The sequence below is a fragment of the Burkholderia sp. DN3021 genome, assembly GCF_049805555.1.
GTDB lineage: Bacteria > Pseudomonadota > Gammaproteobacteria > Burkholderiales > Burkholderiaceae > Burkholderia > Burkholderia pyrrocinia_C.
In genome coordinates this window covers 101615-120082 of the sequence record NZ_JBNCAB010000005.1, presented here as the reverse complement: position 1 = coordinate 120082, position 18468 = coordinate 101615, and the positions used below count along the sequence as shown (strand labels likewise).

General features: G+C 65.3%; 20 protein-coding genes, 1 pseudogene and 1 riboswitch. Of the genes and pseudogenes, 13 read left to right on the top strand and 8 right to left on the bottom strand.

Features of this window, described 5'->3' with window-relative positions:
• Positions 1-50: 50 nt before the first annotated feature.
• Together ACPUER_RS04860 and ACPUER_RS04855 are read left to right on the top strand one after the other, a co-directional pair.
• Positions 51-518, top strand: a complete 468-nt coding sequence (locus tag ACPUER_RS04860) for a nucleoside deaminase (protein ID WP_425130501.1) — start codon at positions 51-53, stop codon at positions 516-518.
• A gap of 345 nt (positions 519-863) precedes the next feature.
• Complete coding sequence (locus tag ACPUER_RS04855) at positions 864-1298, top strand: GNAT family N-acetyltransferase (RefSeq protein WP_175960369.1); 435 nt, start codon at positions 864-866, stop codon at positions 1296-1298.
• Positions 1299-1386: 88 nt separating this feature from the next.
• Here the strand turns inward: ACPUER_RS04855 and ACPUER_RS04850 are convergent, their stop codons facing one another.
• Positions 1387-2283, bottom strand: coding sequence for a LysR family transcriptional regulator (locus tag ACPUER_RS04850; protein WP_072438283.1), 897 nt, complete (start codon positions 2281-2283; stop codon positions 1387-1389).
• 138 nt (positions 2284-2421) lie between these two features.
• Here ACPUER_RS04850 and tam point away from each other — a divergent pair, with 138 nt between their 5' ends.
• Both tam and ACPUER_RS04840 read left to right on the top strand, forming a co-directional pair.
• Positions 2422-3207, top strand: a complete 786-nt coding sequence (gene tam, locus ACPUER_RS04845; RefSeq protein ID WP_425130500.1) for a trans-aconitate 2-methyltransferase — start codon at positions 2422-2424, stop codon at positions 3205-3207.
• A 217-nt stretch (positions 3208-3424) separates the two neighbouring features.
• Complete coding sequence (locus tag ACPUER_RS04840; RefSeq protein WP_175960375.1) at positions 3425-3829, top strand: nuclear transport factor 2 family protein; 405 nt, start codon at positions 3425-3427, stop codon at positions 3827-3829.
• Between the two features lie 76 nt (positions 3830-3905).
• On the opposite strand, the gene ACPUER_RS04835 is transcribed toward ACPUER_RS04840, so the two are convergent.
• The 3 genes from ACPUER_RS04835 to ACPUER_RS04825 all read right to left on the bottom strand — a co-directional run bounded on the left by ACPUER_RS04835 (position 3906) and on the right by ACPUER_RS04825 (position 5928).
• Positions 3906-4754, bottom strand: a complete 849-nt coding sequence (locus ACPUER_RS04835; RefSeq protein WP_425130499.1) for a helix-turn-helix transcriptional regulator — start codon at positions 4752-4754, stop codon at positions 3906-3908.
• Between the two features lie 388 nt (positions 4755-5142).
• A complete protein-coding gene (locus tag ACPUER_RS04830) occupies positions 5143-5511 on the bottom strand; it encodes a hypothetical protein (protein WP_425130498.1) in 369 nt (122 codons plus the stop codon).
• 24 nt (positions 5512-5535) lie between these two features.
• Positions 5536-5928 carry a winged helix-turn-helix transcriptional regulator gene (locus ACPUER_RS04825; protein WP_425130497.1) on the bottom strand — a complete coding sequence of 131 codons (393 nt, stop codon included), beginning with the start codon at positions 5926-5928 and terminating at the stop codon, positions 5536-5538.
• 136 nt (positions 5929-6064) lie between these two features.
• On the opposite strand from ACPUER_RS04825, the gene ACPUER_RS04820 reads away from it, so the two are divergent.
• The 6 genes from ACPUER_RS04820 (at position 6065) to ACPUER_RS04795 (ending at position 13685) form a co-directional block, all read left to right on the top strand.
• The gene (locus tag ACPUER_RS04820; RefSeq protein WP_425130496.1) at positions 6065-6697 is read left to right on the top strand and encodes a glutathione S-transferase C-terminal domain-containing protein; all 633 of its coding nucleotides are present in this window, start codon (positions 6065-6067) and stop codon (positions 6695-6697) included.
• Positions 6698-6820: 123 nt separating this feature from the next.
• Positions 6821-7207 carry a hypothetical protein gene (locus ACPUER_RS04815; protein ID WP_425130495.1) on the top strand — a complete coding sequence of 129 codons (387 nt, stop codon included), beginning with the start codon at positions 6821-6823 and terminating at the stop codon, positions 7205-7207.
• A gap of 91 nt (positions 7208-7298) precedes the next feature.
• On the top strand, positions 7299-8591 hold the full coding sequence (locus ACPUER_RS04810) for a TolC family protein (protein ID WP_425130494.1): 1293 nt from the start codon (positions 7299-7301) through the stop codon (positions 8589-8591).
• 11 nt (positions 8592-8602) lie between these two features.
• Complete coding sequence (locus ACPUER_RS04805; protein ID WP_425130493.1) at positions 8603-10123, top strand: efflux RND transporter periplasmic adaptor subunit; 1521 nt, start codon at positions 8603-8605, stop codon at positions 10121-10123.
• Positions 10120-13326, top strand: a complete 3207-nt coding sequence (locus ACPUER_RS04800; protein WP_425130492.1) for an efflux RND transporter permease subunit — start codon at positions 10120-10122, stop codon at positions 13324-13326. The genes ACPUER_RS04805 and ACPUER_RS04800 overlap by 4 nt, the downstream gene beginning before the upstream one ends.
• Positions 13317-13685 carry a copper-binding protein gene (locus ACPUER_RS04795; RefSeq protein WP_425130541.1) on the top strand — a complete coding sequence of 123 codons (369 nt, stop codon included), beginning with the start codon at positions 13317-13319 and terminating at the stop codon, positions 13683-13685. The genes ACPUER_RS04800 and ACPUER_RS04795 overlap by 10 nt, the downstream gene beginning before the upstream one ends.
• Before the next feature lie 121 nt (positions 13686-13806).
• Here ACPUER_RS04795 and ACPUER_RS04790 read toward each other — a convergent pair whose 3' ends face one another.
• Together ACPUER_RS04790 and ACPUER_RS04785 are read right to left on the bottom strand one after the other, a co-directional pair.
• Complete coding sequence (locus ACPUER_RS04790; protein ID WP_175960393.1) at positions 13807-14817, bottom strand: sodium:calcium antiporter; 1011 nt, start codon at positions 14815-14817, stop codon at positions 13807-13809.
• A 73-nt stretch (positions 14818-14890) separates the two neighbouring features.
• Positions 14891-15067: riboswitch (yybP-ykoY riboswitch) on the bottom strand.
• A gap of 112 nt (positions 15068-15179) precedes the next feature.
• Entirely contained in the window at positions 15180-15473 is a 294-nt protein-coding gene (locus ACPUER_RS04785; protein ID WP_175960396.1) for a DUF1330 domain-containing protein, read from the bottom strand.
• Positions 15474-15536: 63 nt separating this feature from the next.
• On the opposite strand from ACPUER_RS04785, the gene ACPUER_RS04780 reads away from it, so the two are divergent.
• Positions 15537-15995: a MarR family winged helix-turn-helix transcriptional regulator gene (locus tag ACPUER_RS04780; protein WP_310130691.1), complete on the top strand. Its 459-nt coding sequence runs from the start codon at positions 15537-15539 to the stop codon at positions 15993-15995.
• Positions 15996-16294: 299 nt separating this feature from the next.
• Here the strand turns inward: ACPUER_RS04780 and ACPUER_RS04775 are convergent, their stop codons facing one another.
• Complete coding sequence (locus ACPUER_RS04775) at positions 16295-16696, bottom strand: hypothetical protein (protein WP_244137281.1); 402 nt, start codon at positions 16694-16696, stop codon at positions 16295-16297.
• Between the two features lie 12 nt (positions 16697-16708).
• Positions 16709-16843: a hypothetical protein gene (locus ACPUER_RS04770; RefSeq protein WP_279610699.1), complete on the bottom strand. Its 135-nt coding sequence runs from the start codon at positions 16841-16843 to the stop codon at positions 16709-16711.
• 20 nt (positions 16844-16863) lie between these two features.
• Between ACPUER_RS04770 and ACPUER_RS04765 the strand changes: the two are divergent.
• Both ACPUER_RS04765 and ACPUER_RS04760 read left to right on the top strand, forming a co-directional pair.
• Positions 16864-17080: pseudogene (locus ACPUER_RS04765) on the top strand (IS5/IS1182 family transposase); the annotation flags it as partial.
• Between the two features lie 145 nt (positions 17081-17225).
• Positions 17226-18155, top strand: a complete 930-nt coding sequence (locus tag ACPUER_RS04760; RefSeq protein ID WP_425130491.1) for a hypothetical protein — start codon at positions 17226-17228, stop codon at positions 18153-18155.
• The last annotated feature ends 313 nt before the right edge of the window (positions 18156-18468 follow it).

Here is an 18468-nt window from a genome sequence, read left to right as displayed (position 1 = left end):
CGGCAGCGCCGCGCACGTTCCCGCCATTCCGTTTCAATGAGGACACAGTCATGGATTTTGTGAAACGCACGATCGATCTCGCGATGAAGAACGTGGAAGAGGGCGGACGCCCGTTCGCGACGGTGATCGTCCGCGACGGCGAGATCGTCGCGGAGAGCCCGAACCTCGTCGCGCAGACCAGCGACCCGACCGCGCATGCGGAGATCCTCGCGGTGCGCGATGCGTGCCGCAAGCTCGGCACCGAACACCTGACCGACTGCGAGATCTACATCCTCGCGAGCCCGTGCCCGATGTGCCTCGGATCGCTGTACTACTGCAGCCCGAAGCGCGTGATCTACATCACGACGCGCGAGGACTACGCGCCGTTCTACCGCGACGACCGCAAGTACTTCGAGCTCGACACGTTTTATGCCGAGTATGCGAAGCCGATCGGCGAGCGGCGGCTGCCGATGGTGCAGCAGAAGCACGGCGACGCGATCGGCGTCTATCGGCGCTGGCAGAAACTGAACGCGAAGTGACGTGATCCGCGCGATGCACAGGTCGCACGGCGTAGCCGCCTCGGCTGCGCGTTTTCCCCATCCATCGGTTCGCCCGGCGGCTTTCGTGCCGCCGGGTATGTCGTGCGCGAGCGGCGCAGCGTGATCGACATGAAGGCGGCGTTCGCGGTGGCGTGTGCCGACGCAACGCGACAACGTGCAACAAAGCGGCGGGCGCGCGATGCGCCCGCCGTTTGTGCTGTTGCAGCGGCAGCGCCGGTTGCACTCGATTCGGCCGCATGCCGATGCGCGGGCGACGCGCTATAGTCGTGCGACGCCCGCAGGGTGCTGCACGCCCGGCGGCCTTTTCACGCACGCGTTCGCCCGATGACAGCCCATCCCGACGTCACCCTTCAATTGACCGACACCGAGCAGCCGGCCGCACGAGACTTCATCAGCCGCAAGCTCGGCGAATTCAACCACGCGATGACGGGGCGCGCCGATGCGGCCGCGCTCGACGTCTACGTGACCGATCCCGCGACCGGCGAGGTATTGGGCGGCCTCACCGGCCGGACTTCGCTCGGCCTGTTCTTCATCGATCTGTTCTACCTGCCCGAATCGCTGCGCGGCGGCGGATTCGGCAGCCGGCTGCTGCGCGAGGCCGAAGCGGAAGCGAAACGGCGCGGGTGCGCACGCGCGGTGCTGTACACGATCTCGTTCCAGGCGCCTGACTTCTACCGGAAGCAGGGTTACGAGACCTTCGGCGAAGTGCCGTGCGAGCCGGAAGGGACCGCGCGCGTGTTCATGGTCAAGACGCTTTGAGCGCGTTGTCGCGGTTACGAGCCTGTTCCTGACATCCGCCGACATCGCAGGCGGTGGCGGCAAGCGCAATGCCCATCCTGCTCGCGAATCACCGCCCAGGCGTCGCGCGTTCGACGATCATGTCGTAGAGCGCCCGCGCCGCGGGCGACAGTTGCGCGCTCTTGCGCGTGACGAGCACGAGCGTGCGGGATACCGACGGCTCGACGAGCTCGATCGTGCGGATCATCGGATACGCGTTCTTCTGGATTGCGAGCTTCGGCACCACGGCTGCACCGAGCCCTTCGGCGACGAGCCCGAGCGCGGTCGAGCTGCGCTGCACCTCGTAGAACGAATGCAGCGACACGCCGCTGGTCTTCAGCGCGCCTTCGAGCAGCCCGCGATTGCCGCTCACTTCGCCGGCGAAGATCAGCGGATGCGGTTGCAGTGCCGCCCAGCGGATGCGCCGCCGCTTCGCGAGCGGATGATCGTCGCGGCAGACAAGCACATACGGGTCGTGCGTGAGCGGCACGCTGACGAGTTCGGGGTGCTGGTCGCCGGCGATGCTGATGCCGAATTCGGCTTCGCGGCGCAGCACGGCCTGCAGCACCGACGCCGACGCGTGATCGAGGATCTTCACGCGATCGTGCGGCCGGTGCCCGGAGAACGCGCGCAGGATGCGCGGCAGGTATTGCACGCCGACCGTCGGCACGCACGCGATCGTGACGTCGCCGCGCTGGCTCAGCCCGGTCTCGCGGATTTCGGTCAGCGCATCGGACAGTTCGTTCAGCAGCCGCCGCGCCTGCGGCAGGAAGCGCAGGCCGATCTCGGTCAGCGTGGTGCGGCGCGTCGTGCGTTCGACCAGCGCGACGCCGAGAAACGACTCGAGCTTGCGCAGCCGCTGCGTGATTGCCGTTTGCGTCACGTGCAGCGTGTCGGCCGCCTGCCGGAAGCTGCCGCCGTCGGCGATCGCGACGAAAGCCTGTACACCGAGCGTATCGATCTTCATCAGAAATTTGAATCAATAGCGATATTAAATTCATTTTACTGAAGCGCTGCGCCAGTCGCAGAATGCGCTGCATCGGCGGCCGCATGCATCCCGCACCCGAATTCGGCGACGCCGACCATGCCGACAAGGAGAACCATCGTGACGACCCCACTCGATCAATACGCGAGCCAGTACGTGCAATTCGAGGACGAACGCACGCGGCCGGTGCGCGACCTGCTGGCCGCCGTGCCGCGCACGCCGATCCGCACGGCGATCGACATCGGCTGCGGGCCCGGCAATTCGACGGAAGCGCTGATCGCACGCGCACCCGACGCGACGATCCACGGGATCGACGCATCGGCGGACATGATCGCGGCCGCACGCAAGCGCCTGCCGGCACTGCGTTTCGATATCGCCGATGTGGCCGCGTGGGACGATCCGGGTGGCTATGACCTGATCCTGTCGAACGCGGTGCTGCAATGGGTGCCCGCGCACGACACGCTGTTTCCGATGCTCGTCCGCCGGCTCGCGCCGGGCGGCCATCTCGCGGTGCAGATGCCCGACAATCTCGACGAACCCGCGCACCGGCTGATGCGCGAAGTCGCCGCGGCCGGGCCGTGGGCCGACAAGCTGAAAGGCGCGGCGCGCACCGAACGGTTCGACGCGCGTTACTACTACGCGCTGCTGTCGCCGTTGTGTTCGCGCGTCGACGTGTGGCGCACGACCTACTACCACCCGCTGCGCGGCGGCGCGGACGCGGTTGTCGAATGGTTCAAGGGCAGTGCGCTGCGGCCGTTCCTCGCGGCGCTCGACGACGGCGAACAGCGTGCGTTCCTTGCGCGCTATCGTGATGCGCTTGCCGGGCCGAACGGCTATCCGGCACTCGACGACGGCACCGTGCTGCTGCCGTTCCCGCGCCTGTTCATCGTGGCGACGCGCAAGTGATGCGGCAATGACGCTGGCGACGGGCCGGTGGCTGGCAAGATTCCGGCGCATGTCATCGTCGCGGCAGGATAGCGGTCCCTGATTGCTCATATCAAATCGGCGCCGCTCGATTGCTCGCCAACCCTAAGTGTGTCGCGCTGCGGTTCGACTATGCTGAAATGACTGCAGCCCGGGCTTCGCGCCGCAACGCTGCAACCGGCGATGACGGGAGGGCACGATGACCGAGCAAAGCAACGTTCAACTGGTGCAGCAGGCGTACGCGGCGTTCGGCAGGGCCGATATCGACGGCATCCTGCAGACGCTTTCCGAAAGCGTCGACTGGTTCATACCAGGGCCGACCGGCATCATTCCGTTCGCTGGCAGACGACATGGGCCTCAAGAGGTCGCGGCGTTCTTCGGGGCGCTTGCGTCGACGCAGACCGTGGAGCGGTTCGAGCCGCTCGAGTTCATCGCCAGCGGCAACCGGGTCGTCGTGCTCGGCGCACAACGCTGGTATGTCCACTCGACCGGGCGCACGTACGAGGACGAGTGGGTGCATCTGTTCACGATCGAAAACGGAAAGATCACGGCGTTTACCGAGTATCACGATACCGAGGCGGAAGCGGCGGCCCATCGACAATGACGGCGCTGCGCGCGTGGCCATGTCGTACGGGCGCAGCAGCACGGATTCGGTGCGGATCTGGCGCGGCGCCGTCGTGCTATCCGGCGGAAGGGAACGCGGTGGTGGCCGAACCCCACGCAGCGAGCTCGCGTTTCGTGCGCACGCCTAGCTTCGCGAATGCGCGCTTCACGTACGACTCGGCCGACGCGACGCGCACGCCGAGGATCCCGGCGGTTTCCGGCACCGTCTTGCCGGAGATCAGGTGCTTGCAGGTTTCGTATTCGCGCTTCGACAGCTTCACGCCGTCAGCCGCGATCCGCGCATCGAACTGCGCGAGCGGATGGACTTCGGTCGCCGGATGCGCGACGCGCCGCACGGCGGTGGTCGACGCATGCAGTTCGAGCAGCGGGAACAGCACGTCGCTGATGCTGCGGAAGCGGTTCATCTCGGCGAGCGTGAACGGCGGCCGGTCGCGGCCGCGCTCCAGCGCGATCGAATGCTGCGAATAGCGCGTGCCGCGCGCAAGCACGCATTCGTGGCCGATATGCACGTCGTCGAACAGCCGTTGGCGGAATTCGCCGGGCGGGATCGCCGCGATGTCGCGCACGACGAGCATCGTGCCCGTCTTGCCGCGCAGCCCCGCGAACAGCGGATCGCTGTCGAGAAAGCGCTCGTAGTAGAGCGTCATCACGTCCGAGATGTCCGACGTCGCGGTGCCGATGCCGCTGCTGCCGATCCATTCGCATCGGTAGCCGGTGGGCATCGTGCCGTCGACGCGCGAGCGTTCGACGTGCACGACGTCGAGCGGCACCACGTCGTTCAGCAGTTGCGTGAGGCTCGGCACGAAGTGCGGCGTGCCGACCGTCTCGATCAGCTCGCCCAGCGCCTTGAACGACACGTTGAAGCGGTCGTTGTCGCGGTGGAAGGGGTTCACGTTCGGCAGCATGCGGTTCCCCGGTGAGAAGCGGCGGGATTGTAGCGATTGCGGTGAAAAACGTCATTAAGGGGAAACACCGGCAGGTGTCCCCGCGACTTTCGCACGAGCGGCCGCTCCGGCGGATTGGCGTGGGTGCGTGACGTGGATTGGTCGTCTCCTGTGTTCGGTGCCCGGCCGGCGCCCGCGAGCGGGGTGCGGCCGAATCGAAGGGCGTTGGGGCGAACGTTAGAGCCGTGGAGCGAATCGCGTCAACATTTGGACAGGCATCCCTATTAATAGGAAGTCGAGTGTTCAATATGTGGGAGAGCGCGGCGGTGGCGCCGCATCGTGCATCAGTTGGTCGCCGCTTCCTTCGCGTTGACCCAGCCCTGCACCGCGCCGGCGTGCAGGCGATCGACTAACCGCCCGCGCTGTCGTCGCGATAACCGCTCTTGCCGACGAAGATCTCCTTCAGCGCGGCGCGCAGTGTGACCGGATCGTACTGGCCGGGCGCGAGATGGATCACATAGCGTGTTTGACCGTCGAGACGCGCGGCGATGCCCGGTTCGATCTCGACGTCGATCGTGTCGTCCGTCAGGCGTACCGACAGATCCTTGACGCGCATATTGATCTGGTCGCGCACCATCACTTCGATCAGCGTGTCGTCCGGAAAGCGCGACAGCGCGAAGCAATAGTCCTGCTCCGCGTCGTGACAGTAGATGTTGGCGAAGCTTTCGTCGTCGTCGAGGTCGGACGTTGCCGCGCCGACGGTAGCGTGAAGGTCCATGAACGTAGGTTCCTGCGTAATAGGTTATTGGGGTGAGCGGCTTGCAGTTTCGATCGCAGCCGCGGCTTCGGGCGCCACGCCGGTATCGCACGACGCGTCGGCATCGCGCGCCTTCAGCCACAGCCCGAATTCGCGCATCACTTCGACCACCGGCCGCAGCCGGTCGCCGTCCGCGGTCAGATCGTACTCGACGCGCACCGGCACTTCCGGATAGACGGTCCGCCGCACGAGCCCCGCGTCTTCCAGCGCGCGCAGGTCGAGCGTCAGCATGCGCTGCGAGATGCCCGGCATGTCGCGGCGCAGGTCGCTGAAGCGCCGCGGCCCGTCGAGCAGATACGACGCCAGCAGCAGCCGCCAGCGGCCGCCGAGCAGGCGCATCGCTTCTTCAACGGAACATCCTGTCGCACTCGTTTTCATCCTGCTGAACCCTGGTCGGTAAATTTTTTGTGACTACGGCACAAACGACTGCCGTCTTCCCGGCCATGCGCCGATGCGAGATATTAGCGCCCGCGTCGCGGCGAATCGATACACGGACAACCAACGAAGGAAACGCATGAAGCTCTATCACGCTCCCGGCAGCTGTTCGCAGGCGATCCGCATCGTGCTGCACGAAGGCGACATCGACGCGCAGATCATCGATGTCGACGCGCGCAAGCATGTCGTCGAAGGCGGACGCAACTACTATGACGTGACCGAACTCGGCTACGTGCCGCTGCTCGAACTCGACGAAGGCACGATGCTGCGCGAAGGGCCGGTGATCGCGCAGTATCTCGCGGATCTGCGCCCGGAAGCCGCGCTCGCGCCCGCGTACGGCACGCTCGCGCGCTACCGGCTGATGGAATGGCTCAACTTCCTCGGCACCGAGATCCACAAGGGTTTCATCCCGCTGCTATATGCGGTGCAGGCGGGGAAGTACGTAGAGCCGGCGCGGCAGAAGCTCGACAGCCGCTTTGCATGGATCGACCGTCAGCTCGACGGCAACGCGTTCGTCACGGGCGACACGTTCACAGTCGCGGATGCGTACCTGTTCGCGCTGACCGGCTGGGGCAAGGCCGACTGGATGCGCTCGGTGTACAACGCGGATATCGACCTGAGCCGGTATGCGCATCTGCGGGCGTGGTACGAGCGCGTGCGGGAACGGCCGGCGGTGCAGGCCGTGCTGGCGGCGGACGGCCTGTCGCGGTAGCGCGCGGCGACGGCGACGACGGCGGCACGGTCACGGATACGGCGCGTCATCCCGTTGCACCGCGACCGTTTCGCGCTATCGAGGCGCCGCCACGCAGCAAAATGCCGCGCTATAATCGCCGCCATGAAACTGCTTCGGACCTTCATCCTGCTGCTGCTTTGCGCGGTGCTGCCCATCAGCGGGCTGGCAGCCAGCGGCCTGACCGGTGAATGTCCGATGCAGCATACGATGTCGATGGAAGCGGATACAGGCATGAAGACGTCCGCCGACATGAGCTATTGCGATTCGATGAAGTCGCCCGCCACCGACAGCGCGAAAGCGAAGGCCAAAGCCAAGGGCATGGCCTGCAAGGTGACGGCCCAATGCCAGTTCGGCAGTCTCTATCACCCTGCCGCCCGCGCCGACGTGACCCGTCCCGCTGCATTCGCCAGCACGATCGTCTTCCACTACACGCAGTCCGTCCCGGTCCGCGACCCGAGCGGGTTGTGGCGCCCTCCACGCATTAGCTGATCCCATCCGACCGGTTCACCGCCCAGGCGGTGAGGTTCGTCCTGTGCTCAGGACGTGGAATCCCTTTGGGTTCCGACGTTGGGGTTAGACCATGTCATTCGATTTCGGCACGCCGCGCATGCGGCGTGCGTGTCGGCGCGCGCCCGTGCTGTGGGCCGCGCTGCTGGCGGCGGGCGCCGTTCACGCGCAGCAGTCGCCGTTCACGCTGGACGCCGCGCTGCAGTCCGCGACCGATCGTTCCGCGTCGATGCAGGCCGCGCAGGCTTCGGTGCGCGCGAGTTCGGAAGCAGCCGTCAAGGCCGGCCAGTTGCCGGACCCGATGCTCAAGGCCGGCATCGACAACCTGCCGGTCAACGGCGGGCAACGCTTCACCGTCGGCCAGGACTTCATGACGATGCGTCGCATCGGCATCGAGCAGGAATGGGTGTCCGGCGACAAGCGGCGGCTGCGCTCGGCGCTGGCCGACGAGCAGGTAGGCCGCGAACGTGCGGGGTATCTCGTGCAGCTCGCCGCCGTGCGACGGCAGACCGCGACGGCCTGGCTCGATGCCGTCTATGCAAAGCAGGCGCTCGCGCTTCAGCAGGCGCTGCTCGCGCACATGAACCATGAACTCGACGCGACGCAGGCGTCGTATCGCGGCGCGAAGGCGAGCGCGGGCGATGTCGTGCAGGCCCGCGCGATGCTCGCGCAAACGCAGGATCAGGTGCTCAAGGCGCAGCAGGCGTATCGCTCCGCACTCATCGCGCTTGCCCGCTGGACGGCCGCGCCGGTTGCGGACGTGACGGGCACGCCACCCGCGCCCGAATCCTTCGTGTCGTCGCTGCCGCCGGACGAACTGCGTCTGTCGCAACCGGCGCTCGTCGCCGCCGCAGGCGACATCGCGGTCGCCGAAGCCGACACCGCGGTCGCGAACAGCGAGCGCAGCCCGAACTGGACGTGGGAAATCGCGTACCAGCAGCGCGGCGGTGCGTATTCGAACATGGTGTCGGTCGGCGTCTCGATCCCGTTGCCGCTCAACCGCAAGAACCGCCAGAACCGCGACGTCGCCGAGAAGGCCGCGCTCGCGACGAAGGCGCGGCTGATGTACGAGGACACGCTGCGTCAGGTGCAGGCCGATATTCGCACGCAGTCCGAAACGCTGGCGAACGGCCGCGAACGCATCGCGAACCTGAGCGCGGCGCTGCTGCCCGTCGCCGATCAGCGCGTGCTGCTCGCCAATGCCGCCTACCGGGCCGGCACGGGTTCGCTTGCCGACACGTTCGCCGCGCGGCGTGCGCAACTGGAAGCGCAGTTGCAGGTGCTCGATCTCAGGCGCGACGTGTCGCAGACCTGGGCGCAGCTCGAATATCAGGTCGTGCCGGCGACGCTGGCCGCCGCGCAGTGAAGGAGAACCTCATGACGAAGCAATCACTGGCGCGCGCGGTGCTGATGACGTTCGCCGGCGCGGCGCTGCTCGGCGCCGGCTATTTCGCGGGCGTCCGCCATGCGGCGGGCGGCGCGGGGGCGGTCGCAGCGTCCGCTGTCGCACCAGCCGGCGAGACCGATCCAAAGGCGGGACGCAAGGTGCTGTACTGGCACGACCCGATGGTGCCGAACCAGCACTTCGACAAGCCGGGCAAATCGCCGTTCATGGACATGCAGTTGCAGCCCGTCTATGCGGATGAAGGCGGTGGTTCGTCAGGTATCCGGATCGATCCGGGCCTGCAGCAGAACCTCGGCATTCGCTACGCGACCGTACGCCGGCAGCAGACCGCGGCCGGATTCGATGCGGTGGGCACCACGCAGTTCGACGAATCGCGCGCTGATGTCGTTCAGTCGCGCGTCACCGGTTACATCGACCGTCTCTATGCGCGCGCGCCGATGCAGCGCATCGCGAAGGGCGCGCCGGTCGCGTCGCTGTTCGTGCCGGACTGGCTCGCGCCGCAGGAGGAATATCTCGCGCTCAAGCGCGGCGGGATGGACGGCAGCCTGCTCGATGCGTCGCGTGCGCGCATGCGGGCGCTGTCGATTCCCGACGGCATGATCGCGAATCTCGATCGCACCGGCCGCGCGCAGACGCACGTCGTGCTGACCGCGCCGGAAACCGGTGTCGTCAGCGAGTTGAACGTGCGCGACGGCGCGATGGTCGCGCCCGGGCAGACGCTCGCGAAGATCGCCGGGCTGTCGACGCTGTGGCTCGTCGTCGAGGTGCCGGAAGCGCTCGCGCTGAACGTGCAGCCGGGGATGTCGGTCGACGCGACGTTCGCGGGCGATCCGGCGCGGCACTTCACCGGGCGCATCCGCGAAGTGCTGCCCGGCATCAGCACGGGCAGCCGCACGCTGCAGGCGCGCGTGGAGATCGACAACGCAGCGCTGAAGCTCACGCCAGGCATGCTGATGCGCGTGCGCGTCGCCGCGAAGGAGTCGGTGTCGCGCCTGCTCGTGCCGGCCGAAGCGGTGATCGCGACCGGCAAGCGCACGATCGTCATCGTGAAGAACGGCGACGGCAGGCTTCAGCCGGTGTCGGTGACGGTCGGCAACGACGCGGGCGGCGACACGGAAGTGCTCGACGGGTTGAACGAAGGCGATACGGTCGTCGCATCGGGGCAGTTCCTGATCGATTCGGAAGCCAGCTTGAAAAGCGTGCTGCCGAAGCTGGAGCAGGCCGCGGGAGCAAGCACGCCGGCATCGTCCGCCGCCGCCGCGCCGATCTACGAAACCACCGGCAAGGTCGAGAAGATCACTGCCGACGACATCACGTTTTCGCATCAACCTGTTCCGGCGCTCGGCTGGGGCGCGATGACGATGGCGTTCGGCAAGCCGTCGGCACAGGCGTTCCCGGACGTGAAGCCGGGCCAGACGGTGCGTTTCGCGTTCACGCAGACCGACGACGGCTACCGGCTGACGAAGGTCGAGCCGCAAGGAGGTGGGCAATGATCGCGCGCATCATTCGCTGGTCCGTCCGCAACCGTTTTCTCGTGCTGCTGGCCACCGTGTTGATCGCCGCATGGGGCGTTCATTCGCTGCGGCAGACGCCGCTCGATGCGTTGCCCGACCTGTCGGACACGCAGGTGATCGTGAAGGCGTCGTATCCGGGCAAGGCGCCACGGGTCGTCGAGGATCAGGTGACCTATCCGCTGACGACGACGCTGCTCGGCGTGCCCGGCGCGAAAACCGTCCGCGCGTACTCGTCGTTCGGCGACGCGTTCGTCTATGTGCTGTTCGACGACCGCACCGATCCGTACTGGGCGCGTTCGCGCGTGCTCGAATACCTGAGCCAGGTACAGAGCCGGCTGCCGGCCGGCGCTGCCGTGTCGCTCGGGCCGGATGCGACCGGCGTCGGCTGGGTGTACGAGTACGCGCTCGTCGACCGCACCGGCCGTCACGATCTCGGGCAACTGCGCGCGCTCAACGACTGGTTCCTGAAGTTCGAGCTGAAGGCGGTGCTGGACGTATCCGAAGTCGCGAGCATCGGCGGCATGGTGCGCCAGTACCAGGTCGTGCTCGATCCCGACAAGCTGCGCGCGTACGGGATCACGCAGGCGGCGGTGGCGGACGCGCTTCGCCAGGCCAATCAGGAGTCCGGCGGATCGGTCGTCGAGCTGGCCGAGTCGGAGTACATGGTGCGTTCGTCCGGCTACCTGCGCACGCTCGACGATTTCCGGCGCGTCGTGCTGCGCACCGACGACGCGGGCACGCCGGTGCTGCTCGGCGACGTCGCGCGCATCCAGGTCGGTCCGGCGATGCGGCGCGGGATCGCGGAGCTGAACGGGCAGGGCGAGGTGACGGGCGGCGTCATCGTAATGCGCTCGGGCAAGAACGCGCTGACGACGATCGACGCGGTGAAGGCGAAGCTCGCCGACCTGAAGCGTTCGCTGCCGCCCGGCGTCGAGATCGTCACGACCTACGATCGTTCGCAACTGATCGAGCGCGCGGTGGGCAACCTGAAGGACAAGCTGATCGAGGAATTCGTGATCGTCGGCATCGTCTGCGCGGTGTTCCTGTTCCATCTGCGCAGCGCGTTCGTCGCGATCCTGTCGCTGCCGCTCGGCGTGCTGGCCGCGTTCATCGTGATGCGCTACCAGGGCGTGAACGCGAACCTGATGTCGCTCGGCGGGATCGCGATCGCGATCGGCGCGATGATCGATGCGGCGATCGTGATGATCGAGAACGCACACAAGCATCTGGAAGCATACGACCACGCGCATCCCGGCGAGTCGATCACGGCCGCGCGCCGCTGGGAACTCGTCGCGGCGTCGGCTGCGGAAGTCGGGCCGGCGCTGTTCTTCTCGCTGCTGATCATCACGCTGTCGTTCGTTCCGGTGTTTTCGCTGGAAGGGCAGGAGGGCAAGCTGTTCGCGCCGCTGGCGTTCACGAAGACCTACACGATCGCCGCGGCCGCCGGCTTGTCGGTCACGCTGGTGCCCGTGCTGATGGGCTATCTCGTGCGCGGCCGCATTCCGCACGAGCACGTGAACCCGATCAACCGCGTGCTGATCCGGCTCTACCGGCCGCTGCTCGAAGCGACGCTGCGGCGCCCGTGGTTAGCGATCGGCGTCGCCATCGTCGCGCTCGTGCTGACGGCCGTGCCGTTGTCGCGGCTCGGCGGCGAATTCATGCCGCCGCTCGACGAAGGCGACCTGCTGTACATGCCGACTGCGCTGCCCGGCATCTCGGCCGACAAGGCGAGCGAGCTGCTGCAGCAGACCGACCGGCTGATCAAGACCGTGCCCGAGGTCGACACCGTGTTCGGCAAATCGGGACGCGCGGATACCGCGACCGACCCGGCGCCGCTCGAGATGTTCGAGACGACGATCCGCTTCAAGCCGCGCAGCGCATGGCGGCCCGGCATGACGCCGGAGAAGCTCGTCGACGAACTCGATCGCACGGTGAAGGTGCCGGGCCTGTCGAACGTGTGGGTGCCGCCGATCCGCAACCGGCTCGACATGCTGTCCACCGGCATCAAGACGCCGGTCGGCGTGAAGATCTCCGGGCCGGACCTGAAGGAGATCGACGCGATCGCGACGCAGGTCGAGGCAGCTGTGAAGCACGTGCCGGGCGTCACGTCCGCGCTCGCGGAGCGGCTGAACGGCGGCCGCTACATCGACGTCGATATCGACCGGCTCGCCGCCGCGCGCTACGGGCTGTCGGTCGCCGATATCCAGTCGGTCGTGTCGTCGGCGGTCGGCGGCGACGATGTCGGCGAAGTGATCGCGGGGCGCGAGCGCTTTCCGATCAACATCCGCTATCCGCGCGAGATCCGCGATTCGCTCGAGAACTTGCGGCAACTGCCGGTCGTCACGGCACGCGGCGCGCAGATCCGCCTCGGCGATGTCGCGCGCATCGCGATCGCCGATGGTCCGCCGATGATCCGCAGCGAAAACGCGCGGCTGTCCGGCTACGTGTATGTCGACCTTCGCGGCACGGATCTGAGCACGGCGGTTCGCGCGATGCAGCAGGCCGTCGCGCAACAGGTCGCATTGCCGCCCGGCTATTCGATCGCGTGGTCGGGGCAGTTCGAGTATCTCGAACGCGCGGCGGCGACGCTGCGCACCGTCGTGCCGGTGACGCTCGTCGTGATCTTTCTGCTGCTGTTCCTCACGTTCGGCTCGGCGGCCGACGCGCTGCTGCTGATGTCGACGGTGCCGTTCGCACTGGTCGGCGGCTTCTGGCTCGTGTGGGCGCTCGGCCATGCGGTGTCCGTCGCGACGTCGGTGGGCTTTATCGCGCTGGCAGGCGTGGCCGCCGAGTTCGGCGTCGTGATGCTGCTTTACCTGAAGGGCGCGCTGGCGCGCCGGCTCGACGCCGGCGAACCGCTGACCGATGCGTTGCTGCTCGACTCGATTCGCGAAGGCGCGGTGCTGCGCGTGCGGCCGAAGGCGATGACGGTTGCCGTCGTGCTCGCCGGCCTCGTGCCGATCATGGTCGGGCACGGCGCAGGTTCCGAAGTCATGCAGCGCATCGCCGCGCCGATGGTCGGCGGCATGGTCACCGCGCCGCTGCTGTCGATGTTCGTCATTCCCGCCGCGTGGCTTCTGCTTCAGCGCCGTCGTGTGCGAAGCGCGAGCGATGCGCGGCATTCCGATGCAGTTCCTCACGGCATGAACGTGCCATCCACCCAAACCGGAGAATCACGATGAAGAAACTGATTGCTACCACCGCTGCCGTTCTCGCGATCGGCGCTCTTGCAACGCCGGCCTTTGCCGCCGGCGACATGTCGGGCATGGACATGTCCGGCATGAAGATGTCGTCCGTTGGCTCGGCCGAGTCGAATGCCGCGCTGACCGATGCCGAAGTGAAGAAGGTCGATGCCGCGACCGGCAAGGTCACGCTGAAGCACGGCGCGCTCGACAACGTCGGGATGCCGCCGATGACGATGGCGTTCAAGGCGAAGGACGCGGCCATGCTCGCGCAGGTGCATGTGGGCGACAAGGTCAAGGTCCGGATCGAGAACGTCAACGGCACGATGACGATCGTCAAGCTGGTGAAGGCATCCTGATCGTCCGGGTGCGGGTGTTGCTTTCGCCCGCGTCAATGCAGTGAAGCGCATCGCGCGGACGCGGCGGACGTTGCCGCGTCCGCGCGCGTGTGCGTATCGGGCAATGCGCCCGATTCCGGCGTCAGCGCGCCAGCGTCAGGAACAGATACACCACATAACCCGCGCCGTTCGCCAGCAACGCCCAGATCGCGAGCCCGCGCGGGCGGGCATTGACGCGCAGCCACGCCGCCGCCGCGAGCGTAATGATCACGCCGGTCAGCACTTCGAGGCGCGGTTCCCACGGCGTCAGCATGATGCCGATCGCCGGCAGCAACGTGCCCTGGAACACCATCGCGCCGGTGATGTTGCCGAACGCGAGCGTATCCTTCTTGCGGCGGATCCACAGCACGCTGTTGACCTTCTCCGGCAATTCCGTGGCAATCGGCACGATGATCAGCGACAGCAGCAGCGCCGATATGCCGAGCACGTGCGACACGCCCTCCACGCCATGAATGAAGCCCTTCGCACCGCCGACCAGCAGCGCGACGCCAAGCAGCAACTGCAGCGCGATGGTCGCCAGGTTGGTCGGCAGGCCCGTGCGCGCCAGGAACATCGTATGCGGCGCCTCGGTGCCGTGCCCGGCATCGACGAGCTGGTTCGACGCGCGGAACGTCATCACGACGTACATCACGTAGATGCCGACCAGCATCGCGGAAAGCAGCGCGCGCACGGCCCAGTCGTGATGCGGGACGAACATCGCCGCGGTCGCCAGCGAGAACGCGGCCAGGAAGTAGTTCATGTCGCGCACGAAACCCGTGCGTTCGGGCGCGATCGTGCCGCGCAGGCCGCGCGAGCGGATCACGGCGAGCGTCATCAGGAAGGTGGTGAGCGTCGCGAGCATCAGCGGCGCGCCGAGAATCGCGCCGACGCCGATTTCCTCGTTCACCGCCTGGTTCGCCGTGCCGCCGGCCAGCGCGAGCAGCGGCACCATCGTTTCGGGCAGCGCGGTGCCGACGGCCGCGAACAGCGAACCGGTCACGCCTTCGGAAATCTTCAGACGTTCGCCGAGATGTTCGAGCGCATTGGTGAAGAGTTCGGCGGCCACGAGGATCACGATCAGCATGAACGCCAGTTCGACGAACATGAAAGTCATGCGGCACCTCCGCAGGCTGGTGCGTAGCGGGCGATGGGGCGCGGGGGAACGGCTGGGAGGAACATGGGGACTCCGTGGTCGGACGCTGACGAACCATGGCACATCCGCCGACGTCCGACCAGGAACGACGCGATGCGCCCATGGTCTCGCCAGACCGAATCGGCCGAACGCGCCACGGCCGAAAGCCGAGTGTGTTGACGCGTTCGCTTTCCGCGGGGCGGAAAGCAGGCTACTCCCCAAAGACGAAGAGCAGTCTAGCGGAGCGGATTTCTTTCGACAAGCCTTCGTTTCGAAAGAATGGTTTTTCGCGGATGTCGCGGTTCGACCCAATCTGGACCGTCACGCCTTCCGAAAGCGGTCACTCACGAGTGCGTTTCGACTATGAACATCCGCGCTTGCTGGGCTTCCCGACGTTCGGCCTTGATCGGCGCATACCTCTCGGAATTGTAGAAGGCCAGCGCCTGGGCGAGAGTCGGAAACTCAAACACGCCGGCCATCGGCAGCGGCGCCTCATCCCCCTCTAGAATCTGCGCAACAGGACCGAAATGCAGGATCTTCCCGCCCGCCTCTGTTAGCGCCGCCTGAAAACGTGGAGCGAGCGCGGCCTGCTTGGCGGAGTCGATGACGCGTAGGTTGACGTGTACGTATGCTGGCATTGTGCCCTCACTAATAATGCATATACATTATTATGCAAGGATAGTGCTGTCAACGAGGTAGACGTGAACGGTTTTGATCCAGAATCTTTGAAAGACGTCGCAGCGGAGTGTCCGGGCTTCCAGGCTCGTGCAACGGCGCGTGCACTAACGCGCTACTACAATGCCTGCTTCAAGCCGCTCGGGCTGACGGCCGAGCAATTCAGCCTCTTGGTTGGGATCGGTGCGGCCGAAGGGGCGACGCTCGTCGAGCTTGCCGATAGTGCCGGGGTCGATCCGACTACCCTCAGCCGGAATGTTCAGAATCTGGAGAGCAGAGATTTGGTCAGCGCGACAGGCGGACGTGGTCGCGCTGGAAAGCGGCTGGTTCTGACGACATCGGGGCGTCAACTCATGGTCGACGCGTTCCCGGTGTGGAATTGGGCCAAGGCAGAACTCGCCCGTCGGATGGGCGATGAACAACTTCGTTCGGCAAGGAAGGCAATGGCGAAGCTGGCCAAGGCCGCAGAATCCTCGTCGACATAACATGACCCTCGAGCGACGAGGCTCGAGACAATATCGGAAAGGCTGATCAACGTGCGACGATCCCGGATTGTGCACTGCGTGGGGCACTGTTTTTGTCCGAAATAGACGCCACCCACGACCGCTATGGAGAACATTTTGCGCTTTACGGCTATGACCGCTCGTGGCCGCACCCTGACGCTGGGGCATGTAACGGCCGCGAACTCCCGTTGTCCATACGCAGTCGCCCAATCATGAAGCGTATCCACACCGGGGAGCCTCTTTCCGCTCGGCCAGGAGGGTTCAGAAAGTCACCGGATAAGCTATCCGAAAACTCGGGCCCATACCGCCCGAAGGCGTCGCGCGCGGTCTTCGAAAAGATATGAGGCCACCAGCGTCAAGAGACCTGAAATTGCACCCGTCAAGATGTGCTCGACATAGGGGATACGGTAGTGACTCGTATGCGAGTAGGCGTCGCCTAGCGTTGTCAGGAAGCCAACGACCAGCGCATTGCCGTATCGATGCTCGTAGAGTTTCGCCGCAGGCGTGAAAGTCAAAAGTACAGCCAGGAGCCCGGTAAGCAGACCTGTATGAAATGCAATCGTCCAGTGGGCAACGCTCGTAATACTGCCCCAGCTCCCCGGCATGCAGGTCATGCATGCACTGGTCGGCTGCCAGAAACGCTGGATAAATAGCCTGGCACGGTGCTTCCAATCAGCTGACATGATGCATTCCCATCAATCAATGCCGTTGTCACGGCCGACGCCACCACACGTATCGTTGAAGCGGTTTCCAAACCCTTTAACGAGCTTGCCGCCCTCGTCACGGATGGTTGGCGGTGCGCCGCAGAGGCCGAGCAATGACTTGGACATGGGGGAATACTACTCCACGATTGCGCGGCCACCCGCTGCACGGAACCGCGTTTGGCCTACGCCGATCGCGGCTAAGACTTCGAGCGACATCGACGAGCGTTGCTCAATCGCGGTATCGAGCCGGTGATCGCGAGGTACCGTACCGGCATTCACGGCGCGTTCCTCGAACTCGGCTGCGGCCTGATCTGCTGGAATACCGTTCACCGGGCCGGCCGATCTTTACGGGACCGTCTCTAAGGACACAAATACCTATCGTGCCCAACTGTCGTAAATGACAGTTACCCACTTTAGTGATTGGGAATAACGTCCGTTCATCCATTAAATGCTGGCGTATGGATACGACGAACATAAAGAGCCAGTGCTTAGTAGGTGGAGGAGATAGATGAGAAAGATGCTGTATCGGTTTGCCTTCGTCGCGACATTTATCTGGTCCGCTTCGGTCAACGCCGCCGAGGTGCTAAGCGCCGCAACCGCCCACACGGCGCGCGACATGTGGCATCAATACATGGATACGCACGGAGACTGCGGCAGCAATACCGCTCCCGTATTTTTATGCACCGGTATCATCATTCGCGAAACCGTACCGGGGCCAGGCTATTATTCGTGGCAACCTTCTCCTGAAGACGTGGCAACCGGTCGCGTCTCGTTTTCCTATCTTCGCAAAGACGCAAAATTCGGCGGATTCAAGAACGGCGGCTCGAACGGCTTCACGCTGTTTCCGGTTCTCGGCCCGTACAAGGGGCCGGCGGATAAAACGAAGCTCGAGGTACTGTGCGCTTTTCCCATGGACGGCTGGACCGACCGCCGATCGACGGACCATGGGTGCGGACCGACGCAGACGTTTCCTGCGCAGAGCGTCCTTTGTCAGCAGCAAGGAATCGTTACCGCTGAAGCATGGTTGAACGATTGGAACGCGGCGCCTGCAGGAAGTAATAGAAACCTTTATCAATGCGGTTTCGATGTGCGGCACGGTTCACCCTTTGGTGATACAACTGGCGCATTTAACCAGTTGATCAGGGCAATGCAACTACTGGGCGAGACCGAGTTCCGCGACCACAATGAGCTCGTGATCGCCGCGTGGCCGGCAAACCTCAATCCCGCAGAGCTACCGATTCAATCGTTCTTCTATGTGGCGAACGGTTCGGAGCCCGGTGGCCAAGCGCTCGCGAATGCGCAAAAGGATCAGAAAGACTATTACAACGTCACCAACGGCGGCTTCGTCCCGATCGTCCGTATCACCCCGCCGCAGTCGATGAGTGACGACTACGATTTTCATTTCAAACCGGAAGATCAAGCCGTTCCGATTCCGTAAGTCGGCTCACGGGCAGGCGAGGTAACCATGCGTGGGGCCCGCCCGCCGCAGCGCGATTCGAAACAGGCATGCGGCGTGGGTTCTTCTCGCGCTGCGGCCTGGTGACGGTAGTAACGACTCGATCAGTGTCGGCAATTCATCGTCGATGACGAGCTTGCCCATCTCCACGATCCCGGTTGCTCCAATGCCTGGGGCGAACCGCTCGCCGCGAAAGTTGACAGCTTCACTGGGCCTTTTTGAAACCGTCTCTGAACTGGCCGGCAAGCGCTCTCCCGCCCGATCTATATTCTCGCCTCGATCGCCCAGACTTCCC